Raw genomic sequence first — 25,374 nt, 5'->3', positions numbered from 1 at the left:
AACCTAAGTCGCTTTAGCTATAAATTACATCAGATAAACCTTCAACTTCCCCCACTTGTCCGCTATACTGCTATAGATTTTATAACAGTATAGTGAATGAGCATTTTTAAGCGGATTTTTTCTCTAATTTCTGGCAAATTAAATGAATTGAAACGAAGGGGTATTATAAGCACGAATGCAACAAACTTTATTGTGGAACCTCCAAGCAATAGAGCGCATGGAGATATTTACACAAACGTTGCTATGGTGCTTGCAAAACATGAAAAGAAGAATCCCATTGAAATCGCAGAAGTTTTAGCTAAAGAGTTTGAACTTTTTGATGAAGTTGCAAAAGTGGAAATAGCAGGTCCTGGGTTCATCAATATGCACTTGAAAATGGAAGTATGGCATGGGATTTTAAAACAAATAAATGAGCTAAAAACGGAGTTTGGCACTCTCAACATTGGAAACAATCAGGCCATCAATGTTGAGTTTGTATCCGCAAATCCAACTGGGCCACTACATATTGGTCATGCAAGAGGGGCAGTGTTTGGTGATGTTTTAGCAAATTTGCTAAAGAAAGTTGGTTATAAAGTTACTAAGGAGTACTATATCAATGATGCTGGAGCGCAGATAGATACGCTAATTCGGTCAGTATATTTGCGGTATAAGGAAGCTCTGGGAGAGAAAATTAGCATCGAAAAAGGTTTATACCCAGGTGAATATTTAAAACCAATAGGGGAGGGGCTAGCTAAAAAATATGGCAAGGAGCTTAGAGAAGAGGAGGATAATCAAATAATTAGAGAGTATACTTTAAGTTCCATTTTAGAGATAATAAAGGAAGACATGAACTTACTTGGAGTAAGTCATGATGTCTTTACTTCAGAGTATGAGCTACAAAAAAGTGGCAAAATCGAAGAGAGTATAAAGATATTATCTGATAAGGGTCTTGTGTATGAAGGATACTTGGAGAAACCAAAAGGCAAAGAAAGTGAAAATTGGACTTCCAGAAAAGAAATGTTATTTCGCTCTACAACATTTGGTGATGATGTTGACCGCGCACTGAAAAAAGAGGACGGCAGTTGGACTTATTTTGCCTCAGATATTGCTTACCATTTTGATAAGATATCACGTGGTTTTAACAATATGATCGTAGAGCTCGGCAGTGACCACGGCGGTTATGTCAAAAGGCTTAGAGCAGTTGTCTCTGCGCTCAGTGATGATCAAGCAAAGATAGAGGTAAAACTGCATAATATTGTGAATTTCTTCGAAAATGGCAAACCTGTTAAGATGTCGAAAAGATCAGGAAATTTTCTTACAGCTAGGGATGTAGTGGAAGAGGTTGGCAGGGATATAACTCGTTTTATAATGTTAACACGCAAGAATGATATGGTCTTGGACTTTGATTTTGCTAAAGTTAAAGAACAGTCAAAAGACAACCCTATTTTTTATGTGCAATATGCGCACGCCCGTGCTCATTCGTTAATGCGTAATGCTCCAAAAGAGCTCCCAACAACAAACCTTTCACTTTTAAAGACAGATGGCGAGCTATTCCTCATAAAAACCTTAGCAAAGTGGCCAGATGTGATAGAAATATCTGCAAGGCTTTGTGAGCCACATAGAATTACTTTCTACTTACTTGAAGTTGCAGAAGCGTTTCACGTTTTATGGGGATATGGCAAAAGTGATTTAAATATGAGGTTTATACTGGAGAATAACTTAAATCTCACCGCTGCAAGAATGTTTCTTGTCCAAGCCTTAGCACACGTCATTGCTTCTGGACTTTCGATTTTTAATATAGAGCCTTTGAAAGAGATGAGTTAATTTTAATGCGTAATATTAAATGTGATAATAAATTATTGATGTAAGTACAATAAGGCCAAAAATTATACAAGAGGTCTGTTAAAATCACGTATGTCGATTGTCTTGAAGTCACACAATTGTTCTGTAGAGCTATGTCCTGTAATAATTACTGTACCGTTCTGCTCAGAGCGTATTGAGATTAGGTTCAATACTAATTCACATGTTGTGCTATCAAGATTACAGAAAGGTTCATCTATCAGCCAGATATTTGCATTAGAAATTAAAAGGCGGGCAAGCGCAACTCTTCTTTTCCAGCCTGCAGAAAGTTCACCATATCTAATGTTAAATACAGGTTGCAACTCTAAACAATAAGCAGCTGCCATAACTGATTCTCTAGTGTTCCGTATTCTTGCCCAGAATTCTATGTTTTCACCAATTGTTAAGCTATCTTTACAGGCGTTTTTATGTCCTACGTAAACCATGGAAGATATAAAGGATTTTGGATCATCATATATGTCTTTTCCGTAGTATCTTATATTGCCTGATACTGGCGGTAAGAGTCCAGATAAACTTCTGATTAAGCTGGTTTTGCCGCTACCATTTGGACCAGTGATTAAGATTTTTGATTTTGGCTCAGCTTTAAAATTGAGGTTTTTAAATAATACTTTGTTATTACGAGCACAGGATAGATTTTTACATTCAAGCATGGATTATCTGCCTTTTCCTTTATATTTACCCTTAGTTGAAGACTGAGCTTTTATAAATAGCTCCCAAAATCCTTTTTTATCACCTTCTCTGTGTATCAATTGTGCAAAATGCTTCATTAAACCACTACCCATCATAACCATCTTTGTCCATTTACCTAGTGGCTTTGTTATATCAACTATTTCTAGATCTTCTTTGTAAACTTGAATATCTTTTTGCTTCTCGCTTAGCATTTCCTGTTGTTTCATCAACTCTTTTTGCTTATTTTTTTGATATAATTCATTAAATCTTCTATTTTCTTCCCACTCTTCTTTGAGAACTTTTAGAGGAAATATAATTTTTCTAATGTGATTTTTGTATATTTTTCTCAAAAAGAGAAATACTGCAATTATAGCAAGTAATATCGTGCTATATGTAATGATTTGTCCGAACGGCATTTTTATACTTAGCTTATTGGCAAGCGGTATTTACAATTATACCATAACTATAGAAATTTTACAATTTTTTTCTGGATAAAGATAGTAGACTAAAAATTTCTAAAGGACAAAAGCAACGTATTTACGTACAGGCTATCAACTACTACACTCAAAACTGACAAGTGATTAATCATTGGAGAGTAGAGGAATCACGGCTCTCTAATGAATAAAGATGGACTGTGTCAAGCTGGTGAGTAAGGTGGAAATTGAAAGAAAATCTAATTGTTGGTTATCATGCTAGATCTATAATATAAGTTATAAAATTTTTAATCATTTTGGCTTATAATAATTTCTGAGTTAACCTGAGATTTCCTGAACTGTGGTTTCTTTTACTCACATTAAATTTGTAGTTTTTTTATTTTAATACAATTTCAATTTTGACTGTAGAGGAGGTTCCGATGTCAAAAAATACCTATAGTGATCAAGTTAATAGTAGTTATTTATATACCAATAAACTTTTTTATGGTAAAGAAGGTATAGACGAAATGACTGAGGGTGAAACTACGACTGAGAAGCAATTCACAAATATAGTTCCGATAGTAAAAGAGGATTTTGAACTAGTAGAAAAGGAACTTACGAAATGCGCAGAGGAGGTTAAGCGAGCAAAAGCAGAGACTGAGTGGTATAAAAAAATAGCTGAAGAATGTAAAAAAGGAAGTGGTACGGGCGAACCTGTTACTGATGAAGGAGAGAATGAAAATGGAGAAATTACATCTCAAAAAGTAACCTCAGATTGTTCCAAGTATGAAAATTGTGGGCCATATTCTCATTTTTATAAAGTTGATAATAAGATAGGTTGTCAAGGTTTTAGTGCATCTGATTTACTAAAGGAATTATATCCTGAGATGTACAGTAATCCTAAGATTGCAAAATATATAGAAGAGGGAGCAAATGGTAATTATGGTGCAGTAAATTTTAAATTTGCCTTTACAGAGGATCTTAATTCAATATCCTGGCTTGGTAATATAGAATGTGAAAAATGTGTGGATAATCAAAGAGAGTTAGCGTGTCAAGAAGAAGAGATTAAGAGTGTCTGTTACCCGAACGTTTACCATAGTAATCCAGAATTCAACAAGAGCTTTTTTTCCAGAGGAGCATGTCCTAATCTCTTTAGAGAGTCCAGTGAAACAAGTGTTGTAAAAGCAAAACAAGTTGCACCATTGATACTTGTTAATACCTTAGGACAAATGATAGATAAAGAGGGTAATAACACTAAAGTATACTATGATGCATTGAAGCGTTATCTAAATGATGATAGTAAAATCAAGGATTGTGGAGATAATCAAAAGTGTAAGGATTATATTCCAATTATGGAGAAAGTTGCATGGAATAGTGATAAGGAAGTACTATTAAAAACTGCTGTTAATAATACGCAAGAAGCAAATCCTTACTATTATGGAAATGAGGATAATTCTACTTCCGTTGAATTTGGTTCTATATAAGGCTGAATTTGTCTAATTTTTTCTACACTAGACACAATTTAGTCGTATCTGAACAAATACATAATCTATATAAAGAGGACGTAGGTACCATCTGTCCTTTTAAGGCATTTATGTCAATGATATGCGTAATCCATGATTTTAAACATGATGATCCTCCTAAGTAATACAAAAAAACTCAGAAAAATGTATATAGCTATGATAGAAGTTATCTATACATAAGTACAATATACTTTAACTAGAGATTATAAATTAATGAAGTTGAAAAGTCTGCAGACGAAGATAGATTTCGAGCTCTAGAATATCTTCACTATCAAAATAACAAAGCTGTCAAAATTTGTCAAGTAATTTTTATCGCAACTGTACAAACATTGCACAGGACAAATTTAAAATGCTGTAAAATGGTGTCTGTTCAGACGCATGTGAAACCAGTGCTTCTTTTCATCCCACTTTCATGCGGCTAAAACCCTTTTCATAATCTCCTATCTATCATTTCTTAAACCACTCCCCTAAGTTCTCAATTTCTCAAAGAAATCTTTTAACAAAAGAGAACATTTTGTTTCTAATATTCCACCATAAACTTCAGGTATGTGGTTACAGAATTGAAATATTCTAGTGCCGTTTTCAACTCCTCCACCTTTGGGATTGTAAGCCCCGAAGTACAGACGTTTAATTTTTGCAAAAGAGATAGCTTGAGCGCACATCGGGCACGGCTCTAACGTTACGTACATTTCAGCTTCATAAAGCGTGGAAGTTGAAAATGCTTGTCTAATTGTTAACATTTCTGCATGTGCAATTGGATCATTAGATATATTGTGTGCAGAGGAGATGATATTGTTTCCATTAACTATTACAGCACCTATTGGCACTTCGCCATCTTTCTGAGCAAGTTTTGCTTGCTCTATGGCAAGTTCCATGTATTGGTACTTAAACATTAGGTGCTTGGGTAAATATAATTTTCTTTTCTTGGCTTTTCTATTTTTTCTAGGTTATAGAGTTCACTAAGGACTATTGTCCTTTTTACAAGGCTATCTATTTCTCGCTTTAAATATTTTTTTATTTCTTCTACCGATTTTAGTTCGTTTATAGCTACAACTACTTCTTCCATTATATCCTCTATAATTTGATCCTCCTCTAATTTATATATTATTTGTTCTACATGCCTATTCAATTCCTCGAAGGTCGCAGATCCATATGTAATGCTATCTTTACTATTTCTTAGTAACATTTTTTACCTCTCTATTAGAATATAGTTTATTAAGTTCTATTAAACTCTATTGTCAATAGCTGCCTTAATAAATGATGTAAAGAGAGGATGAGGAGAAAATGGTCTTGATTGAAATTCTGGATGAAATTGCACACCAATAAACCATGAGTGATTTTTTAGCTCCACTGCCTCTATGCATGTTTTATCTTCTGATATACCACTGCATATCATTCCATTCTCTTCTAAGTTATTTTTATAATCTAAATTAACTATATATCTGTGTCTGTGTCTTTCTGAAATAGTGACACTACTATACACATTTGCCATTTTTGAATTTGGACTTACATTACACTTGTATGTTCCAAGTCTCATGGTTCCACCAAGATCAACGTTCTTACCATCAGCGAGCTTGATGATTGGGTGTTTGCAAGTATAAAATTCTTCAGAGTGTACATCTTCAAGCTTAATAACGTTACGAGCAAATTCAATCACTGCAAGCTGCATACCAAGACATATTCCTAAAAAAGGAATGTTATTTACACGGGCATAGTTTATTGCTAATATTTTACCTTCTATTCCATTATCACCAAATCCTCCTGGAACAAGGACTGAATTAGAGCTTTGTAATTTTTCTCTGATAAACTTTGCATCTATAGATTTTCCATTCTCTTCTCTTGAGTTGACCCAATTTATCTTCACTCTAGCTTTATTACTAATTGCACCATGGTTTAATGCTTCAATCAGTGATTTATATGCGTCAGGAAATTCAGTATATTTTCCTACTATGGAAACGATAACTTCTTGTGTTGGATGTCTCATAGAGTGTACTATTTGGTCCCATTCAGGTAAGCTTGGTTTTGGCTTACTTAAGTGAAAGTGATCCAAAATTTGTGTCCCGAGCCCACATTGATTATACAAGGACGGTAACTCGTATATATGGTTTACATCAGGAGCAGGTATTACGTTAGATAAAGAAACATTGCAAAGATTGGCTATCTTTTCTTTTTGATTATCGGAAATTTCTTTTTCACTGCGACATAATATAATATCTGGTTGTAACCCCGCAGAGTTTAACTCTCGAACTGAATGCTGTGTCGGTTTTGTCTTTAATTCTTGTGCTGCAGTGAGATATGGTATTAAAGTTAAGTGAATAAGGATAACTTTTTGCTTTCCTAGTTTATAATTAACTTGGCGTATAGCTTCCAAAAACGGTTGGCTTTCAATATCACCTACGGTTCCGCCTATTTCGCATATTACAAAATCTAAATCTTCTGTACCATTAAAAATGAAAGATTTGATTAAATCTGTCACATGAGGAATGATTTGCACAGTTTTGCCTAGATAATCACCACACCTTTCCTTCTTTAATAATTTATTATATACTTTACCAGTTGTTATATTGTCGTCCTTGGTTGCTTTAATTTTAGTAAAACGCTCGTAATGTCCAAGGTCTAAATCAGTTTCAGCACCATCCTCAGTAACAAATACTTCCCCGTGCTGAGCTGGGCTCATTGTTCCAGGATCAATGTTGAGATATGGGTCAAGCTTTCTGATGCGAACATTGAATCCATGAGCTTGAAGAAGTGCTCCCACACTTGAAGCAACTAAACCCTTACCAAGTGATGAAACAACTCCACCTGTAACAAAGATAAACTTGGTTTCTTTCATTAATTTTCAAATGGAACAGAAGTTGATTGGCCTTCTTGCTTCTTTTCTGATATAATCTTCTCTGCAATTGATTTTTTATGTACATCTTTTGAACATAATCCTGATAGTAACAGTGTATTTATAATGAACAGCCCAGCAACTATAGAAGTTATTCTACTGAGTGGATTTTCAGAAGACTTTACCGGAATTATTGAATTCATTCCCTGTTGTGAATTACTAAAGCCACTTAATGAACTACTTCCAGGTGGCTGCAGGAGCACTAAAATTACCAATACAACAACTAATATTATTTGAAGTACACTAAGTACTGTTACTGACATTATGAATAGAGCTAAAAATAAAGATTTTAGGAGCATAAGGATCATAAGTCAAGAATATCTTTACCCGAGTAACTTGACTACTGGAACCCAAGTATGTATTAAACCTTATTTAAATTATGAGCTATCAAATTTTAAAATACAAAGATTATGAACCAAAAATGGATGAAAGTTCTTTTATCGCAGATGGTGTGCGTATCATAGGTAACGTTGAAATAGGAAGGAATGCGAGTATCTGGTTTAATTGTGTGATCAGAGGAGATGTTGGATCAATCAAAATAGGTGATGAAACGAATATTCAAGATGGCACCGTAATTCATGTAGATAGAAATCCAGGCGGTGACACGATTATTGGTAGTATAGTGACGGTTGGACATTTTTGTGTGTTACATGCATGCACGATACATGATAAAGCATTTATTGGTATGGGCTCTGTTATAATGGATCATGCGATTGTCGAGTCTGGAGCTATGGTAGCTGCTGGCTCACTGGTGACACATGGAAAAGTGATAAAAAGTGGTGAAGTATGGGCTGGCAGGCCAGCACAATTCTTCAAAAAAATGTCAGATGAGGAAATAAAACATATTACACAATCTGCACAAAATTATATCATGCTGATGAAAGAATATAAGGCTATATGCTAGGTTGAGAAATCTTCAGCTCTGATGCACATTCTACGTTAACTACTTCAAAAGTTTCTTCAACTATATAATGCTTATCAATATAAGCTTCTTCAACTCTAGGAATATGCTGATTAATAAAACTACCTCTGACTAGAATATCCTTTACTGGCCAGTTTGTTTCTATCTGAGTACCTGATGATTTAGCTGCACATTTTGTCCATGCTGACGTTAGAAAAAGAGATATAGTATTGTTTGAGTTAAGAAAGAAATTTACACGACTCCTGCAGTATTCAAGCGATTTGCCCACTGGATAATCTGGTATTTCACCTACAACCTTTCTTATTAACCAATTGCACTCTTTGGTAAATATGCTTGCTTCTTTTGGAACTTGTAGCGGTATTATAATATCATTGCTAATTCTATTTTCTTCTTGAGAAAAAAGTTCGGTGTAAGCTCCTTTTTTACTGTGTTTCTCAAAATACTTAGGAAAATAAATATTGAGATATTCAGAGTGTAATTCTATTCGACTTTTCTGATCATTTTCTAAGATAAACGTATATTTATCACCATTTTGCTTAAGTTCGCATAACTTAAATTTACTAAGGTCAGAGTCTGGAAATGGCTTTTCAATTTCAAAAGCAAGTGTAAGAGTGTGCGTTGTGTGATCAAATTCATTTTTTTCTTGTAGACCATCTTGTAGACTATAGTACTTATTTTTTTCATACTCTTTTCCTTCTATGTTAGCACTCACTTCCTCTTCATCCAAATTTTCAATAGCATCAAAAAATTCTTCTTCATCCAGATCTCTTTCTTTTTCACCTGGCTCTTGTTCTTTCAGAGAATCATACCATACATCCTCTTCATTAACTTTCTCCTCTATTGTATTTTCTACACTTATTTTTCTTGTATGATCATTTCCATTGCTAGCAGTTGTTTGATGATGTGTATCGTTAGTTTGAAAAAAGCTCTTTACTTTTGATATTAAGCTAATCCATGAAAGTCTGACTTGATTAAGTAGCCATTTAAAACTCTTCATTGTTTTACCCCAACCTAATTACTAAAAATTGTAACAGAATAAATTAAATATGTCAATAAGATACACAAATTGTACTAACTGGGAATTAGTGGCAGCACTTAACATCTGTGTAAATTTTGACATAGGCGTTTTCTGCATTTTAACCAAATCAGTAAGGAGAACACCATTGATATTCTCCTTTTAGAAGCAACTTGAATAAAACTGATAAAGTTTGAATTAAAGTGTGATTAGGAAAGTGAGTGATGAGAACTCTTTATTTGGACTTCTTTTGATTCATCTATTTTAGTATTAGGTCTTAGTGCTTCATATGTAGCACCACCAGCTACGAGTGCAGATGCTGTAGCTATGCCAATTATTGCTAATATACTTAGTCTAGTTGTATGTTCAAGTATAGTACTTGCTACCAGCCCAACAGCAAGACCAACACCAATAACAGCAGTGTACAACATTCTAGGATTATTTGAATTAGGCATATAGCTCACTAACTCTCTGCAACACTTTTCTGATTCTTTCTTTATATCCTCGAGCTTATTTAGATCTTCTTCTTCTATTTTAGCATTTAATTCTAGTTTCTTACATAATTCTTGCATTTCTTTTACTTGTTTTTCTAATTTTTTTAAAAAATTTATTATTTTTGTTCCTTGTAATTTTATTATTGTTTCCTTAAGTAGTAACGTTGATATTGGCATTGCTATTTCTTCTATCTCTTTTTCTGTTTTCCTTTCCAATTCCACTACTTTTTCTATTCCTTCGTCTGATATTTCAGTGTCTTTTTTTAGTTCTATTTCAAATTTTCTTTTTTTCAACTCTGATTTTGCTTCTTCTAATGATTCTAATGCATTCCATAGCTTTTCACCAGAATTCTGACTCCGTTTTGGTGACATAGACTGACTGCCTTTGAACTTTTTTGGTGATATGGGCTGATTTTTACCATCTTTAAGCTTTTTTGAGTTTTCACCAGCACTTACTTTAGCCATAATAAACCTCGCATATTAAATAATGCTATTACATAATATCTTTAAAGCTCAAGGTCAAATAGTATCTTTACATAATATAAATCATAAACAGAAAATTTTAGTGTAAATTGCCATATTTACTTTGTGCTACGGTTTGAGATAGAATAACAACTTGCTTCAAATATGGAAAGGCAGTACAACTCTATAATCAAGTTACTGAACTCTCATTTACTCCTCTTTTTTTGTAAAACAATCTACAATTAATTAGAAGATCTTCAGATAGACGTTGATCATTGGTTGTGTTTTTACAATGAGACAAGACCTCATTCTAGTAAATATTGTTATGGCGATGTAGACTTTCCTGAATAGAAAACATATTAGAAAAATATTAGTAGCATTACATAAGAGACTGATATTAGTTTTCAATTTTTCTGTTAGTTAATTCTTGCTTGCTAGGTTAAGTTGTGTCTGGTAACCATAATGGCAAATCTTGTTAATTTGAGGTGTGGATTTTAGCCTCTCTCATCCTTACATTAGTTACATATTCTTTCGCAGAGGGCTAATGATAGCAATGAATTTATTAGTAAAATTCAGTAATTTATAACTGACAATTAGAGCTGTTAATTAGCAACTCACTTTAAATAAGTTACTCAACTGTGACAGATTTAGCTAAATTTCTCGGACAATCTACATCTAACCCTTTTTTTTCTGCAATAGAATAAGCAAGAAATTGCATAGCAACACTGTAGATAATTGGAGAAACAAAATTGTCAACTTCTGGAAGTTGCACCACATCTATGCAAATTCCCTTTAAGAGCGGTGCTCCTTGCTTATCACTAAAGGCAATTACTTTACCTTTTCTTGCAATAATCTCTTGTATATTGGATAGCGTTTTAAAGAATAAATTATCGTAAGGAATAATTGCGATAACAAGTACAGTAGAGTCTATCAAGGCGATAGAACCGTGCTTCATTTCTCCCGCTGCAATACCAATTGTGTTGATATATGAAAGCTCTTTTATCTTCAATGCACCTTCCATTGCAACTCCATATGAGCTTCCTCTCCCAATTATAATTATATTATTGTGCTCTAATATACTGCCTGATATATGTTGTATTTCCATCACATTCAAAACATGCTCTACATGTTCGGGAATGGAATTAATAGCACCGCTTAGTTCCTTTATCCTCTCTCTACCCAGTATACCTTTTATTTTTCCAAGCTCTACAGCAAAGCATGCTAAAATTGCAAGCTGCGTAGAAAAGGTTTTTGTCGAAGCAACACCAATCTCAGGTCCAGCAAGAGTATGCAATACAATATCTGAGGCTTTTTCTATGCTGCTATTAAATGTATTAATTATGCTAATGATCATTTGTTTCTGCAATCTCGCATAACGTAGTGCTTCCATAGTATCTGCAGTTTCACCAGATTGAGAAATGAATAAGCCAATACTACCTTCTTCGAGCTTGACGCTGCTATACCTAAATTCTGACGAGATTTCTAGATATACCCGAATTTGAGCAATACTTTCCAGCCAACACTTTGCTATTAGTCCAGAAAAATAGGATGAACCGCATCCAACTATAGTAATGTAACCTAGTTCAGAAAATAATTCTTTGTTGATTTCTTTATATTGTTTATAAAATTGATTTATTGTTTTGTTTAATGCATACGGTTGCTCAAAAATTTCTTTTAGCATAAAGCTAGGGTAACCATTTTTACTAATTAGAAAATTTCTTGGACTGCTATTTTCTGTTCTGCGTTTAACTTGTATACCATTATTATATATACTGAATTCGTTAGATTTTATTACTGCAATATCATTATCTTCTAAATGCAATATTTTTTCTACAAATGAATTCAAAGTATTAGTATCAGAAGCAGCAAACACTTTATTACAGTTATATCCTATTGCTAAAGGCAAATTTCTTTTTGCAACAAATAAAGTATCTGGATATTCTGCAAATAATAAAGCCAAAGCAAGTGAACCTTGTAAATTGTTTAGACACTGTAATATAGAATCAACTGGTGACAATCCTTCATTAAGATATGCAGTTAATATGTTTGGTATTACTTCTGTATCAGTGTCGGTATGAAAAGATACTCCCTTTTCCTCCAGATCCTTTTTTAATATATTGTAATTTTCAATTATGCCATTATGAGCAACAACAACATTATTTATATAAATGGGATGAGCATTTTTAAGATTTGGAGCTCCATGTGTAGCCCAACGAGTATGTGCTATACCAACTTTGCTACTAGATATCTTGCTCTCATGAACAACTTCACACAATCTTTCAACTTTACCTTCTGATTTTTTTACTTCTATCTTACCTCTATTATTTATAATTGCTATACCTGAAGAGTCATAACCTCTGTATTCCAATTTTTGCAACGCGGTTAGTAAAGTTGGTATTACTGAATCACCGCTACTTACTATACCTAATATTCCACACACTTCTTAAATTATGAAGCATTTTTGTCTTTTTTACTTTCCTCTAGTTTATTTTTCTTGCCATTCTTTTCAACTTTGCTTTTTTCAATAGATTTAGCTACTGGCTTTTGAATTTCTTTATTTAAGATTTCAGATATAGCAGACTTTAGGATTTTTATTTCAATTTTTGGTGCTATTTCTAGTATTAGTTGTGCATTTACTTCGTCAACTTTGTTTACTTCACCTATTATTCCACTAGAAGTAATAACCGTATCACCACGTTTTATTTGATCTATCATCCTTCTATGTTCTTTTAGTTTTTTGTGATTGGGGCGAATAATGAGAAAATAAAATACTACAAATATTAAAATGAGTGGAATAAAGTTAGCAACAGATACTGATACATTGTTAGTCGCATCTGCCGCAAAAACCTCAGAAATGAACATATTTAATCCCAATTATTAATAATAAAATTAAATAGATTAAGCAGCAATTACAATATCATGTCAAGTCTCTGAAAGAAATTAATTCAAATTAATAAGAAACTTAAAGAATTTTAAGGTGTTTCTGCTGTAATGGCGGGAGTGATGAGACTTGAACTCACGACCTCATGCGTGACAGGCATGCGCTCTAACCAACTGAGCTACACCCCCCATTGCTTTTTAACGTTTGCAACCTTAAAGCTAATCAACGTGTTGCCACTTGTCAATATTTTTTGTTTGCGCTTTTTTGTCTTTTTTATTACCATGTAAATAACTTAATTTCACACATGGCTTATGCAAGTAGTCCCGTTAGGGTTATGCCATGGAGGATAAACTATTTGGAGGAGTAAATATGACAAATTTGCCTAAAGTTACTATACGTGATTTAGCTGAATCTGGTGTGCATTTTGGCCATAAAGTTAGTCGCTGGAATGCGAAAATGGCCCCATATATATATGGTATACATCAAGAGAATCGTATACACATAATAGACTTACGAAAAACATTACCATTGTTAGAGGCGGCGATGAAAGCTTTATACGATGTTGCATCTCAAGATGGTCGCATTTTATTTGTTGGTACGAAATTTCAAGCTTTAGATATTGTTGCAAGTGAAGCAGTTCGTTGTGGTCAGTATTATGTAAATGATCGATGGCTTGGTGGTATGCTTACTAATTGGAACACTGTTTCTTTTTCGATAAAAACTTTGATACAATATGAGAAAATATCCAATGATGAAGATAGCATCTTAACAAAAAAAGAATTAGGAAACATTGAAAAGAAAAGAAAAAAGCTTGATAAAGAATTGGGTGGAATTAGAGAAATGGGAGCAGTTCCTGATATTTTATTTATTATTGATACTAACAAAGAGCATATAGCGGTTAAAGAGGCTAAAAAACTGGGTATTCCTGTAGTTGGAGTACTTGATACCAATTCTGATCCAGATGGTATTGCCTATCCTATACCAGGAAATGATGATTCAAGAAAATCAATAGAGCTCTATTGTAAATTAGTTGCTGATTCTATATTAGCTGGAATAGAGTCTAGTTTGACAAGGTCTAGAGTTAAGGATGATGAGCTTATTCAAGGAAAAGAAGAGGATATTGTGCAAACTAAAAAGAAGCGTATTAAGGTTGAAACAGCAAAGGAGGTAGTAGTAAGTAAATGAAGATGGATTCAAGTAGTATAAGGGAATTACGCGATAGAACAGGGCTTGGCTTAAGCGATTGTAAGAAAGCGTTAGAAGAGTGTGATGGTGATATTAAGAAAGCCGTTGATAGGTTACGTACAATAGGATTTGCTAAAGCTGACAAAAAGTCTGATAGAGTAGCTTCGGATGGGCTTATTGCTATGTGCTTGGCTAAAAATTATGGTGTATTGGTTAAAGTCAATTGTGAAACTGATTTTGTTGCTAGAAATGAGAAGTTCATAGCATTAGTTTCAAATTTAGCATCAATTGCTTGTCAAGAACGTTGTACTAGTCTTGATGAGTTAAAAAATGCCAAATATGAAGATGTTGGTACAGTGCAGGAAGCTATTATGAGTGGTACATCGGTTCTTGGTGAGAAGTTAGAGTTAAGCAATCTTTGCTACCTAGAGACTAAAGATGGGATTATTTCTGGATACGTACATGGTGATATGCATGGCTTAGGTAAGATTGGTGCTTTAGTAGCATTGCAATCATCTGGTGATAAACAAGAGATTGGAAAGCAAATAGCTATGCATGTAGTTGCTATGAAACCTGAAGCTTTATCTATAGATGATTTAGATCAAGAAAAATTAAACAATGAGCGTTCTATAATTGAGGAGCAAGTAAAGAGCTTAAATAAACCTGAAGAGGTAGCGAAAAAAATAGTAGATGGACGAATGGCTAAATACTATGAAGAAGTTGTTCTGCTAGAGCAGAAGTTTATAAAAGATGATAAAATGAAGATTGCTGATTTTATAGAATCAAGTGCTGTTAAATTAGCTAATTATAAGTTACTTACTTTGGATGGTGCAAATAAGTAACAAAACTTCAGAAGTAAAGTACCCCAGAGTGTTATTCAAAATCTCTGGGGAGGCTTTGATGGGATCAAAGCTATTTGGCCATGATATGGAAGTTATAGATAAACTATCCAAAGACATAGTTGAAGTTTGTAATCTCGGAGTTCAAGTTTGTATTGTTGTTGGTGGTGGGAATATTTTTCGTGGTGCATCAGCATCTTTAAGTGGCTGTGAAAGAGCAAGCAGTGATTATATTGGAATGCTTGGTACTGTCATTAATGCTTTAATTTTGCAAAATTTTTTAGAAAAAAGCTCTATAGTCTCTAGGGTGTTGTCTGCTATACCCATGACTACTATATGTGAGCCTTATATAAGAAGGAAGGCTATTCATCATTTAGAGAAAGGTAGAGTAGTCATTTTTGCAGCAGGCACAGGTAACCCATTTTTTACTACAGATACAGCTGCAGCTTTACGTGCTGTTGAAATGAATTGTGATGTTATTTTAAAAGGTACTCAAGTAAGTGGTGTATATTCTGCCGATCCAAAAAAAAATGAGAATGCTGTGATGTATGATAGGCTTTCTTATACAGATCTGCTAACTCGTGATTTAAAAGTTATGGATGCATCAGCAATTTCACTTGCTCGTGAGAATTCTATCCCAATTGTAGTTTTTTCTTTAAAAAGAGAAAAAATGGTTGATATTATTAAGGGTCAAGGCACTTATACTATAGTTTCAGATTGTAAACATTAGGTAATTTATGTTAAACGAAATAAAAGCTAAAACAAAAGAAAGAATGCTAAAAACTATTCAGTCTTTTCACGATGATATGAAAGGTGTACGTACTGGTAGAGCTAACGCATCATTACTTGATGGTATAGTTGTAAATATCTATGGTGGACATCAAAAACTGAACCAAGTTGCAGGAGTTTCAGCTATAGATAACAAAACTCTATCAGTTAAAGTTTGGGATGCTACTGTTATCGGTGAAGTAAAAAATGCGATAATCAATGCTAACCTGAATTTAAATCCTGTTGTTGAAGGAAATACTATACGTATAGTTCTTCCAGACTTAACACAAGAAACTCGTGAAAAATTAGTGAAATTATTGCATCAATTTTCTGAAAATGCACGAGTTGCAATTAGAAATATACGCAGAGATGTTATGGAAGAAATAGAGGAAATGAAGAAAAATAAGGAAATCTCAGAAGATGATTTTCATGTTGCCAAAAAGGAAATACAAAACATTACTGATGATAATGTAAAAAAAGTCGATGATGACTTATCTATTAAAGAAAAGGATATATTGCATCATTAAGTTAATATGAAAGAATTTTTCAGTATTGAAAAACATAAGAGGATTCGATATAGATACAGTTGTATGAATGCTGTGATTCAGATCTCATCATTACGCACACATTTGATCGTTATACCTTTTGAAATCTAGAAAAAAAGCTTTTCAGTTTGATTTTTTATTACGATAATTAAGTTTACACTCTTGAGCGAAAACGATGCTGAAACGCCTTTTCCTTATTTTTGCATTTGTATTACTCATCCCACTGTCAAATGTTGATGCCAGAAGATATATCAGAATTGTTGGATCTTCAACTGTTTTTCCTTTTATCTCATTTATATCTGAAGAATTCAGCCGTATATTTTCCTTTAAAACTCCAGTTGTAGAATCGATAGGAAGTGGATCAGGGTTCAAAATGTTTTGTTCAGGAATAGGGGAAGGCACACCAGATATCACTACTTCATCTCGCCCTATGAAGGAAGTAGAGAGAGAATTATGTAAAAGAAATAAAGTGAATGAAGTAATAGAGATCATAATTGGCTATGATGGAATTGTTATTGCAAATTCAAATCAAAGCCATAGATTTGATTTTACAAAAAATGACCTGTTTGAAACTTTATCTTCATATTCTGAAGACAATGATAGATTAGTAAAGAATAACAAGAAATTTTGGTCTGATGTAAATCAAGCTCTACCAAAAACAGAAATTAAAATCTATGGCCCACATCAAAATACAGGTACACATGAAACTTTGATTAATTTTATTATGCTTGATCAATATTCATGTATGAACTCAAGGATTTTCAAAGAGAATTATCAAGACCAAGAAAAAAGAAAGAAAGCATGTAGTAATATCAGAGATGATGGAAGATATATAGAAGTTGGAATTAATGAAAACATAATAATACAAAAATTGAAGAGCAATAAAAATGCTTTAGGAATATTTAGCTTCAGCTTTTTAGCGAAAAACCAAGATGAGATTCAAGGAAGCACAATCGCAGGAATTGAGCCAACTTATAAAAATATATCATCGGGGGAGTATATGTTAGCAAGGCCTTTATATCTTTATATAAAGAAAGAACACTTAGATACTGTTGATGGATTAAGGGAATTCATTAGAGAAGTTGTAGACTCTATTAGTACTGAAGGTGGATATTTATCTAGGCTTGGCTTAATTCCACTTTCAAGCGAAAATATGAAAAAAGTCTTGGAAAAGGTTCGTGATATAATATGATGACTTTGATATTTTTTTATTGGAAGTGTTAAATAAACTGTGTCAAACCGAGAAGTAAAGTAATAAATTGATAAAAAAATGGAGGTTTGACAATGAGTCAAGCAAACAGAACTACCGGTTTGGTAGACTATAAAGAATTAGAAACAAATATCTTATCATCTATACGAGAAGGAAGACCATTGACGGAAAGAGATGGAGCATTAACACCATTTATAAAAAAACTGCTAGAGGGAAGGCGAGATAGAAAACCATTTGTCGGCTGAAAGCGAAGAAAACAACCGAAGAAATTCAAAGACTTTACGGACAAGTATTTGAAATATTGACACCAAGAGATAGAGAAGGAAGTTTCGAGCCACAAGTAGTCAGAAAAAGGCAAACAAACCGAACTTGAAGCAAAGGTTTTAAGTACATATGCCAGTGGCATGGGATATAGCATCGCATGTAGAAGAAATATAAAATATCTGCAGCAGAGATATCAAGTATTACTGACAAATTGTTACTGGTAATCAACGAATGGCGCAGTCGTCCGCTGCAATCTGTATATCCAATAGTGTTCATGGTTTTTTAAGGTCAAGGAGGACGGGCATTGTGTAAGCAAATGTATGTATAACATATTAGCAAAATGGCAGAAAAGAAGTTTTGGGTTTTTATTTGGCTGAAAGTGAAGTTCTGGTTGGGAGTACTAAATGACCTAAAGGAGAGAGGAGTAGATGATATTCTGATAGCTTTGTGTTAAAAAGCTTTCCTACAGCTATAAATAGCGTATTTCCTAAAGCAGAAATGTATAGTACATCAGATAAGAAATTCACTGAAATATGTATCGAGCAAAAGTTTTCATGAATGATTTGAAAAAAACATATCAAGTAGAGAAATAGCCGAGAATTATTTACTTGAACTGGAGGAAAAATAGGGAGAAAAATATCCGTTGGTTTTGGCAGAATAATTGGGAAAATCTGTCTAGTTATTTAAAATATTCTGGCCCTGTAAGAAAATTAATTTATACCACAAATCCTATTGAGGGACTACATAGACAGATCAGAAAATTTACTAAAACCAAGGGCTCATTTACTAGCACAAATGCCTTGTATAAACAGGTATATTGTGCTATAAAAAAGGTAAGAGAAAAATGGACTATGCCTATACATGATTGGGCTTTAACTATCTCTCAACTTGATATCTTTTTTCCTAGTAGGTTAAAAATTGAGTTGAACTAAAAATGCAATTTGACACAGTTTATTTAACACTCCCATTCTTCTATCAGTTAATTCATTCCCGTCAGATTAAGTTGTGTTTAGCACAATTTGTTCCACTGTTCTTCATATAAAATTTCCACACCCAATTCCATTGCTTTTTTATATTTTGAACCTGGATCTTCTCCTGCAATTAAATAGTCAGTTTTAGTAGAAAGGCTTGAACTGATCTTTGCCCCTAAAACTTTAGCTCTTACTTTTGCCTCCCCTCTGCTCATAGCACGTAGCTTACCAGTAAACACTATAATTTTGTTATTCAAAAAAGAATCGCTAGAGTTGGAGCTCACGGGAAGAATTTATATGTTTACAGTGCTCCTCATTTATTTACACTACCATCACACTCTGGAACCATGTATCTAAACTTCTGCTGAAACCTTACTGTAATTGTCCTTAGATTATCATTAAATAATATTAGAAATTTAAGCATCTAGACCCATCTGTTGTAAGAAGATAATGTTTTGCCAGTCAATATTATAAATTGACTATAGCATCTTGCTGACGGCTAAGATTTACGTTGACATCGTTAAGATAAATCTTACTGGCTGGCTGGTTATCTATTTTTCTCCTTTTAGTTTTTGTACTCTCTGTGTCTAGAAACCTTTTGTTTCCTAGCAGTAACTCTTCACTTGATACTGAAGAAGAACTTTCCCTATTTTTTTCTACATAAAGCTCTTTTAAGATTGAAACACCCTTAGCATTCAAATCAGATTTTTCAAATTGTAAGAGCGATTCTCTTTTTTCTACCTCATTTTTTAAATATGTTGATTTATCTTCATCTCTAGTAAACAACTTTTGTATAGCATATACAGTATCTAAAGTATCAAGATGATTTATCCCTATAACCTTCTCTTGTAATTCTTGCAATCGTTGAAGTTCTTGTAATGCTTTTTCTTTATCCTCTAAGCAACTATGTAAAACAGCTATATAAAACTTCACAGATAGTACGTTAGGATGATTATCTAAAAATCCATAATTTTTTTGTAGCTTCAGCACTTTCTCAAAATATTGCAATGCTTTCTCTCTTAATTCTCTTTGAATTACTTTTCCTACCTCTATTGCAACAAAATAAGGAGCCGGTTGTAAGTACTGACTACTCTCTTGATTTATCAGAATATCTTGTAGCTGCCTAAATAAAGCTTTTATACTCAATTCACGAGGTAAATCTTCTTTATGTGGTAACGCTTCTTCATTTATAGTTACTTTTTTTCTTTCTTGACTCATAAAGAAATATGCTAAGGCATAGATATATTTTGTATCTAAATTATAAAATTCATACACCTCGGAAGGATCAAGATAAGGATCATCATCGGAGTTAAAATCACTTATTTTAAGGAAAATTTCATTTCTCAGTTGTCTTACATAGTACAAAGTTGTAAATGCATCAGTATATCTTTTTTGCATTACAAATACTTCAGCTATAATAACTGCCATATCTAGATGTTCTTCTATAAGTTCCATGATTTCTTCGTTAAATGAACTAGTAAATATAAAGTTATTGTATTTACTGTACGACAATGCTTTTTTATAATTTTTTTGTTTGAGATAAATAGAAAGTATTTTTTTATCCAAAGCAAGAGAAGGAAATACATCATTTACCTTCTCTAATTTTTTCAAATCTAGAAAGACTTTTAATGCTTTATCATACCATCCCAAACCAGCTCGCGCACAGGCAAACTCATATTTGATCAACCTTGAATATCCATCATCTACAGCAAGTAATTGATATAATTGCGACGTAAGATTGATAACTTTTTGATACTCATATAACTCATTTAAGCCACTTAAAATTAAACAAGGAAGATTCTTATTTTCTTCTATTAGATAGTCATATTTTTGACCATGATCAAACAAAGATAAGAGGTGAACTACATCTAAAAACCCTCCTTCAGTTTCAGATACCAATTCTATTATACAACTTAATATGTATTTTTCCTCATCTATGGTAAACTGTGAACGTATTACTTTTTTTATTAATTCATGCATAGTATAGACCTTGTATTTACCTTCCTTTTTTGGATAAATTATCGAATATTGTTCTAGCAATTTAAAAATGGAGTATAGCCTATCCTCATATCTAATCCAGGGAAGAAATAAATTGGGATCAATTGTACCATGACCAAAATAAGCCATAGCATTTAAAATTTTTAGAACTTTCTCTCCAGAACTCATCTTTTCTATTGTTTCCATCGAGATTAGTAATGTTATTTGCAGTATTCTATCGTATTCATTTTGTCTAGTGTTTCGTGGAAATTTCTGATTAAAACTTTCGTATTGTATTAAATATTCAAAAATTCCAAATGCTTCGCTCAAAGAGCTTGATCCTTTGTTTTTAATACATGCTACTGCTAGATTTATAGCTAATGGAAAACCTTCGAGTTTTCTTATTAGTGCTTTTATTTTTTCATCTTGCGACTTATCTGCTATCTCTAAAATTCTTTTTACAAGTTGTATAGCTTCTTTTTCTCCAAGACTATCTAAAGACACTTCTGCTATATCTTGATAACCTTGATCAGAAGAAGTAAATAAGCAGTCAAAACCACCTCTTTTACCTCTGATCTTTAAAATTCTCTCTAGATCTTCTTTTTTAACTCCCTGAAAAAGGAATAGGCATTTTTCCTCTCCTTTATTTCTTTCTCTTTCCATACACATGCTTAGCCTATCTCGGACAAGGGAATCAAAAGAACTTTCCATGGACAATATATCTTGAGTATTTACCTCATAGATATGAAGATAAACTCCTTTGTTTTCTTCAACAAATTTTCTAGCTAGTTGAGTTTTGCCAATTCCAGATGGACCTACTATTATTACTTCTCCCCCATGTAATTTTGTATATATCTCCTCTATTTGTTTCTTTCTTCCAGTGAATTCTTCTACTGGAGCACATACATCCTTAAAATTCATTTTCCCAAGTAGAGATGATAATCTTTGTATATCTGATACTTTTATACTAGGCCAAAAACTCCTAGATCTTGCTGTATTACCATGCTCTGATTCAAGTAGGTTGCTATAGTTTTGAGAGACTGTTTCAGCATGATTTACAAATGCTTCTTTTACTTTTAGATAATAAAACGAATTTGGAATTGTTTTTAAATTTTTTTCCATCAAAGATACAACATCACTATTTTTTTCAGTTCTTCCTATTAACTCTTTGCCTCCTATTATATGTTGTTCTTTTTTTCCTTCTTCTTTAACTAAGTATTTCAAATTCATATCTAAATTTTGTTTGCGCTCTTGACAACAAAATAAGATATGCTCGTTTAAAAAGCTTACCTCTTGTTCAATATGGGATTTAATTTTTACTATAAGATCCTCAATTATCTTTTTGCTTGGCATTTGGATTTCTTTATTGACAATATAAAATACCTTCTCCACTTTAGCCTTAAATTCTTGTATATTTAAGGCATCTAAAGTATACACATAGTTTTCAAGTTCTACGTTTGTAGCTTCTACTCTAATATATCTTGTATCATATGTTCTTTTCGACTTTTCACCCATAAGGGAACGGCGATAACCATACTGACTAGATTTATCCTCACTTTTCTTTCTATAATAGACGAAAGAGCCTTCACTGCCTTCTGCAATTCCGATATTTTCATATAGGTCTCTAAGATTATAACTTATTTCTCCATACTGCGCAGACATACCTTGAAAGTATGTATTTAGAACAAGGGTTTCAGCTATTCTTATATTGCTCAAATCTCCCTTGTATTCTTTCTGAATGTAATATTCAATTATCTTATCTACGATATCATCTGCTATCTTTGAAATATGATCAAAGCCTATTTTCTCAAACTGCATTTCAAAACTTTGAAAAATATTGCATCCAGCATCCATTAATATTTTTCTAAAGCCCAGTTTATATTCATTAAACGTTCCTATTAAGTCTGATAGATTAATAAAACTTTTTGTCGCTTTTGTTACATTACCTTCTCTCAAAGATGCTTTCATACCAAACATCTCCCAATCATCATGTGTTGAACATCCAAAAATACTTTGCACAAACCTGTTAATGCTCACCCCATCCGAAAATATTCTGTTCCCCTCTCTCAGTGTACTTGCAAGTATATCATATATAATAAGCCTCGTTTCAAATGATTGAATGAAACTCAGAACAAACTTCATCAAATTTGAATACTCTACTTGATAAAATTGATAATGATTATTTTCTTTATAAGACAAGCGTATTTTGTTACAGTATTTTTTCTTTTCATTGTATATAAGATCTTTTGAATCTTTCTCAGACACTATTATCGCTGTATTTAGTAGATCAGACATTGCATTTATTTCATGCTTTCCACCCCAAGTTTGAGTCATTTCCATGCATTTCAAGTATGTATCAAATATAAATTCCTGAACTTGATCACGTTTTTTTATCTTATTAAGTTCAGTACAAATTTCCTTTATTGCACTTTCATCAAAAAAATTGGGTTGGAGTTTACTAGTGTCAATATTATACTGCTCAATTTTTTCAGCACCGAATTCATGTTCAAACTCTTTTTTAAAGGTACCTCCTGTAAAATAACTTCCACTGTGACTCTCAAAAAGATCCATAATTTCAACCTTATTTTCAAATCTTCTTTGGCTGAAACATACTTCATCAGCAACCTCACAACGAAATGTCTTCGTTACTAATTGCTTCATTACACTATCTTCATAAATATTTGCATTACTTTGTATTAGCCTTTGAATTGAATGTACATCATAGTCGCTCGCAAATAATTCTTTAAACCTTTCATGAAAGGCATAATCATCAAATTTTACGGGAGTTAAGTAAGCTAAAGCAACGGACCAAAATAAGCAACTGCCATCTCCCGGTACATCAACTTCTTCATATGAAATAAGCGGTTGCAGTATCTTAGCGATATCTTTTCTGTTATTATCTTTAGCAATATCTATAGGAGTCTTTCCCTCTCCATTTAAAACATCAACTTGCGTTCCTATCTTTAGCAAAAACCTAACAATTTTTGATTCTCCAGCACGAACAGCAATATGTATCGGTGTATCATTATATTGATTCACCTGAAAATTAACGTTTAGACTCGGATATGCTTCAAAAAAACTTTTTAGCTTTTCAAGCTTTCTATCTTCTATAAGATTAGAACCCTCTAGAATACTAGTAAATTCTTTCTGTATTTCACTTATTAATAGTGTCTCGCTCAAGATTGGCTCAAAATGAAAATCTCCTTTATTTATTATATGTATAGTATCTTTTTCATTATAATCTGTACTTACAAATTTGGATCCTAATCCATAAATAAGAGACCCTGACCATTCATATATGGGAAGATATTCAATAACATGCAGCTTAACATTATATTCATTACAAATCATTCTTCCCTCAATTTCAGGTCTGCCACATATAGGAACCTGCAACGTATTTCCATACTTTAAATCAGTTAATGATGAAGCCACTTCTTTATTGTCCTTCTGCATTCTTTCTATATCTTCATTACTGTATTCTATACCAACCAAATAAGTCTTCCATAATTCATCATCATCAATACCAGGCCCTGGAGGTATTACTGTAGAATCTTCACGGTTTCTAGCATCGGCTATAATCTTTTCTTTCATTTCTTGACTACTTAAAGCTTGCTTCCTACAAATTTCTCTCAAAGATTTCACAGTAAAGTTTGTTTCAGGCTTTAATTGCTTAAGTCCTTGTGCAACTGCATCAAAGAAACAATCCCCTCTTCCAATTGCTTTCCCTATTGTAAAACCTTCTGGCAGCTTTAATATTTGCTGATTACTAGATGGCAGTATGTCTTCTTTTTGCATTCTTATTAACCTAGATTGATTATCTGTTACTTGTTCCTTTGTATTTTCTTTACCTAACATAAAGCCCCCTATATTTTAATATTCATATTTTGATTGTTTTGTCGTACACCTCTTTTCTGAAGATTGGTTTTGACATCTCATTCATTTGATTCTTATGCAGCTGTAACAAACCAATTTGCTGTAGAAACTTTACGGTAATCCTAAGTAACTTTGATTACAGTGCGCCTTTCTTTTGATTTCTTACTAAACTAGATATATTCTTAAAAAAGCCAGGATTGCTTTCTGAATGATGTACATAATACAATTTATCTAACACCCCATGTATTCTTTACATTGAATCACATTATAGCTAAAAAGATCTAGCAGAGCAAGAAATTTTTAGCATTTTATTTTAGTTTGTATTTTTAAAACTAAAGCCAGTACTTGCAAAAACACTTCTGTTTTTTTACTGCAATGTACTCTTTCTATTTTTAAGTACTAATTCAACTTTACATATTACTCAAAACTGAAACAATACAGCCATTTCCGATAACTAAAATCAGCAAGCGTGAGAGCTTTTTGTTTTGGGATCCATTGGTCTACCGCGCGATACATACGAACTTTTTTGTATTCTGACTTTGCTATACGCTAAAACTAGCCATATTAGCCCATTTTATCCATATATACATACGAACTGTTTTGCCTAAGCTTATGGAAATAATTTAAATCTTCT

Annotated in this window: 19 protein-coding genes, 1 tRNA gene and 2 pseudogenes; 9 read left to right on the top strand and 13 right to left on the bottom strand. The window is 32.9% G+C overall.

Annotated features, from left to right (window positions below; genetic code table 11):
• Nucleotides 1-96: 96 nt before the first annotated feature.
• A complete protein-coding gene (argS, locus tag OOT12_RS05185; RefSeq protein ID WP_264375397.1) occupies nt 97-1,803 on the top strand; it encodes an arginine--tRNA ligase in 1,707 nt (568 codons plus the stop codon).
• 62 nt (nt 1,804-1,865) lie between these two features.
• On the opposite strand, the gene ccmA is transcribed toward argS, so the two are convergent.
• Together ccmA and OOT12_RS05175 are read right to left on the bottom strand one after the other, a co-directional pair.
• Nucleotides 1,866-2,489 (bottom strand): heme ABC exporter ATP-binding protein CcmA, encoded by a 624-nt coding sequence (gene ccmA, locus OOT12_RS05180; protein WP_007302587.1) that lies wholly within the window; start codon nt 2,487-2,489, stop codon nt 1,866-1,868.
• 3 nt (nt 2,490-2,492) lie between these two features.
• Nucleotides 2,493-2,924: a hypothetical protein gene (locus OOT12_RS05175; RefSeq protein ID WP_264375398.1), complete on the bottom strand. Its 432-nt coding sequence runs from the start codon at nt 2,922-2,924 to the stop codon at nt 2,493-2,495.
• 437 nt (nt 2,925-3,361) lie between these two features.
• Between OOT12_RS05175 and OOT12_RS05170 the strand changes: the two genes are divergently transcribed.
• On the top strand, nt 3,362-4,405 hold the full coding sequence (locus OOT12_RS05170) for a hypothetical protein (protein WP_264375399.1): 1,044 nt from the start codon (nt 3,362-3,364) through the stop codon (nt 4,403-4,405).
• Nucleotides 4,406-4,911: 506 nt separating this feature from the next.
• Here the strand turns inward: OOT12_RS05170 and OOT12_RS05165 are convergent.
• The 4 genes from OOT12_RS05165 to secG are packed head-to-tail and all read right to left on the bottom strand — an operon-like array spanning nt 4,912 to nt 7,597.
• The gene (locus OOT12_RS05165) at nt 4,912-5,319 is read right to left on the bottom strand and encodes a nucleoside deaminase (RefSeq protein WP_264375418.1); all 408 of its coding nucleotides are present in this window, start codon (nt 5,317-5,319) and stop codon (nt 4,912-4,914) included.
• Between the two features lie 17 nt (nt 5,320-5,336).
• Nucleotides 5,337-5,630, bottom strand: coding sequence for a hypothetical protein (locus tag OOT12_RS05160; protein WP_264375400.1), 294 nt, complete (start codon nt 5,628-5,630; stop codon nt 5,337-5,339).
• A 39-nt stretch (nt 5,631-5,669) separates the two neighbouring features.
• On the bottom strand, nt 5,670-7,277 hold the full coding sequence (locus OOT12_RS05155; protein WP_063631082.1) for a CTP synthase: 1,608 nt from the start codon (nt 7,275-7,277) through the stop codon (nt 5,670-5,672).
• Nucleotides 7,277-7,597, bottom strand: a complete 321-nt coding sequence (gene secG, locus OOT12_RS05150) for a preprotein translocase subunit SecG (protein WP_007302593.1) — start codon at nt 7,595-7,597, stop codon at nt 7,277-7,279. The genes OOT12_RS05155 and secG overlap by 1 nt, the downstream gene beginning before the upstream one ends.
• A gap of 116 nt (nt 7,598-7,713) precedes the next feature.
• Between secG and OOT12_RS05145 the strand changes: the two genes are divergently transcribed.
• Nucleotides 7,714-8,238: a gamma carbonic anhydrase family protein gene (locus OOT12_RS05145; RefSeq protein WP_213863939.1), complete on the top strand. Its 525-nt coding sequence runs from the start codon at nt 7,714-7,716 to the stop codon at nt 8,236-8,238.
• Here OOT12_RS05145 and OOT12_RS05140 read toward each other — a convergent pair.
• From OOT12_RS05140 to OOT12_RS05120, 5 genes are all read right to left on the bottom strand, one after another.
• Nucleotides 8,228-9,253 carry a hypothetical protein gene (locus tag OOT12_RS05140; RefSeq protein ID WP_213863940.1) on the bottom strand — a complete coding sequence of 342 codons (1,026 nt, stop codon included), beginning with the start codon at nt 9,251-9,253 and terminating at the stop codon, nt 8,228-8,230. The genes OOT12_RS05145 and OOT12_RS05140 overlap by 11 nt on opposite strands.
• A 227-nt stretch (nt 9,254-9,480) precedes the next feature.
• Complete coding sequence (locus OOT12_RS05135; protein WP_007302596.1) at nt 9,481-10,230, bottom strand: hypothetical protein; 750 nt, start codon at nt 10,228-10,230, stop codon at nt 9,481-9,483.
• A 625-nt stretch (nt 10,231-10,855) separates the two neighbouring features.
• Nucleotides 10,856-12,667, bottom strand: a complete 1,812-nt coding sequence (gene glmS, locus OOT12_RS05130; RefSeq protein ID WP_264685234.1) for a glutamine--fructose-6-phosphate transaminase (isomerizing) — start codon at nt 12,665-12,667, stop codon at nt 10,856-10,858.
• 8 nt (nt 12,668-12,675) lie between these two features.
• On the bottom strand, nt 12,676-13,089 hold the full coding sequence (yajC, locus tag OOT12_RS05125) for a preprotein translocase subunit YajC (protein ID WP_264685233.1): 414 nt from the start codon (nt 13,087-13,089) through the stop codon (nt 12,676-12,678).
• Between the two features lie 130 nt (nt 13,090-13,219).
• Nucleotides 13,220-13,296, bottom strand: a tRNA-Asp gene (locus tag OOT12_RS05120).
• Nucleotides 13,297-13,477: 181 nt separating this feature from the next.
• Here OOT12_RS05120 and rpsB point away from each other — a divergent pair.
• The 6 genes and pseudogenes from rpsB (at nt 13,478) to OOT12_RS05090 (ending at nt 18,851) form a co-directional block, all read left to right on the top strand.
• Entirely contained in the window at nt 13,478-14,293 is an 816-nt protein-coding gene (gene rpsB, locus OOT12_RS05115; RefSeq protein WP_264375403.1) for a 30S ribosomal protein S2, read from the top strand.
• Nucleotides 14,290-15,135, top strand: a complete 846-nt coding sequence (gene tsf, locus OOT12_RS05110; RefSeq protein WP_264375404.1) for a translation elongation factor Ts — start codon at nt 14,290-14,292, stop codon at nt 15,133-15,135. The genes rpsB and tsf overlap by 4 nt, the downstream gene beginning before the upstream one ends.
• Nucleotides 15,119-15,862, top strand: a complete 744-nt coding sequence (pyrH, locus tag OOT12_RS05105; RefSeq protein WP_010407219.1) for a UMP kinase — start codon at nt 15,119-15,121, stop codon at nt 15,860-15,862. Before tsf ends, pyrH begins: the two co-directional genes overlap by 17 nt.
• Before the next feature lie 7 nt (nt 15,863-15,869).
• Nucleotides 15,870-16,427 (top strand): ribosome recycling factor, encoded by a 558-nt coding sequence (gene frr / locus OOT12_RS05100; RefSeq protein ID WP_017532537.1) that lies wholly within the window; start codon nt 15,870-15,872, stop codon nt 16,425-16,427.
• A 193-nt stretch (nt 16,428-16,620) separates the two neighbouring features.
• Nucleotides 16,621-17,637, top strand: a complete 1,017-nt coding sequence (locus OOT12_RS05095) for a substrate-binding domain-containing protein (protein WP_135352867.1) — start codon at nt 16,621-16,623, stop codon at nt 17,635-17,637.
• Between the two features lie 92 nt (nt 17,638-17,729).
• Nucleotides 17,730-18,851 (top strand): annotated as a pseudogene (locus OOT12_RS05090) (IS256 family transposase).
• Between the two features lie 77 nt (nt 18,852-18,928).
• On the opposite strand, the pseudogene OOT12_RS05085 reads toward OOT12_RS05090, so the two are convergent.
• Nucleotides 18,929-19,183: pseudogene (locus tag OOT12_RS05085) on the bottom strand (BRCT domain-containing protein); the annotation flags it as partial.
• 175 nt (nt 19,184-19,358) lie between these two features.
• Nucleotides 19,359-24,722: an ankyrin repeat domain-containing protein gene (locus OOT12_RS05080; protein ID WP_264377077.1), complete on the bottom strand. Its 5,364-nt coding sequence runs from the start codon at nt 24,720-24,722 to the stop codon at nt 19,359-19,361.
• Nucleotides 24,723-25,374: the final 652 nt, after the last annotated feature.

It is taken from the genome of Wolbachia endosymbiont (group B) of Parapoynx stratiotata (genome assembly GCF_947250635.1).
Classification (GTDB): domain Bacteria; phylum Pseudomonadota; class Alphaproteobacteria; order Rickettsiales; family Anaplasmataceae; genus Wolbachia.
Note: the sequence above shows the minus strand (reverse complement) of the source record. Positions and strands in the feature narration are given on the sequence as shown.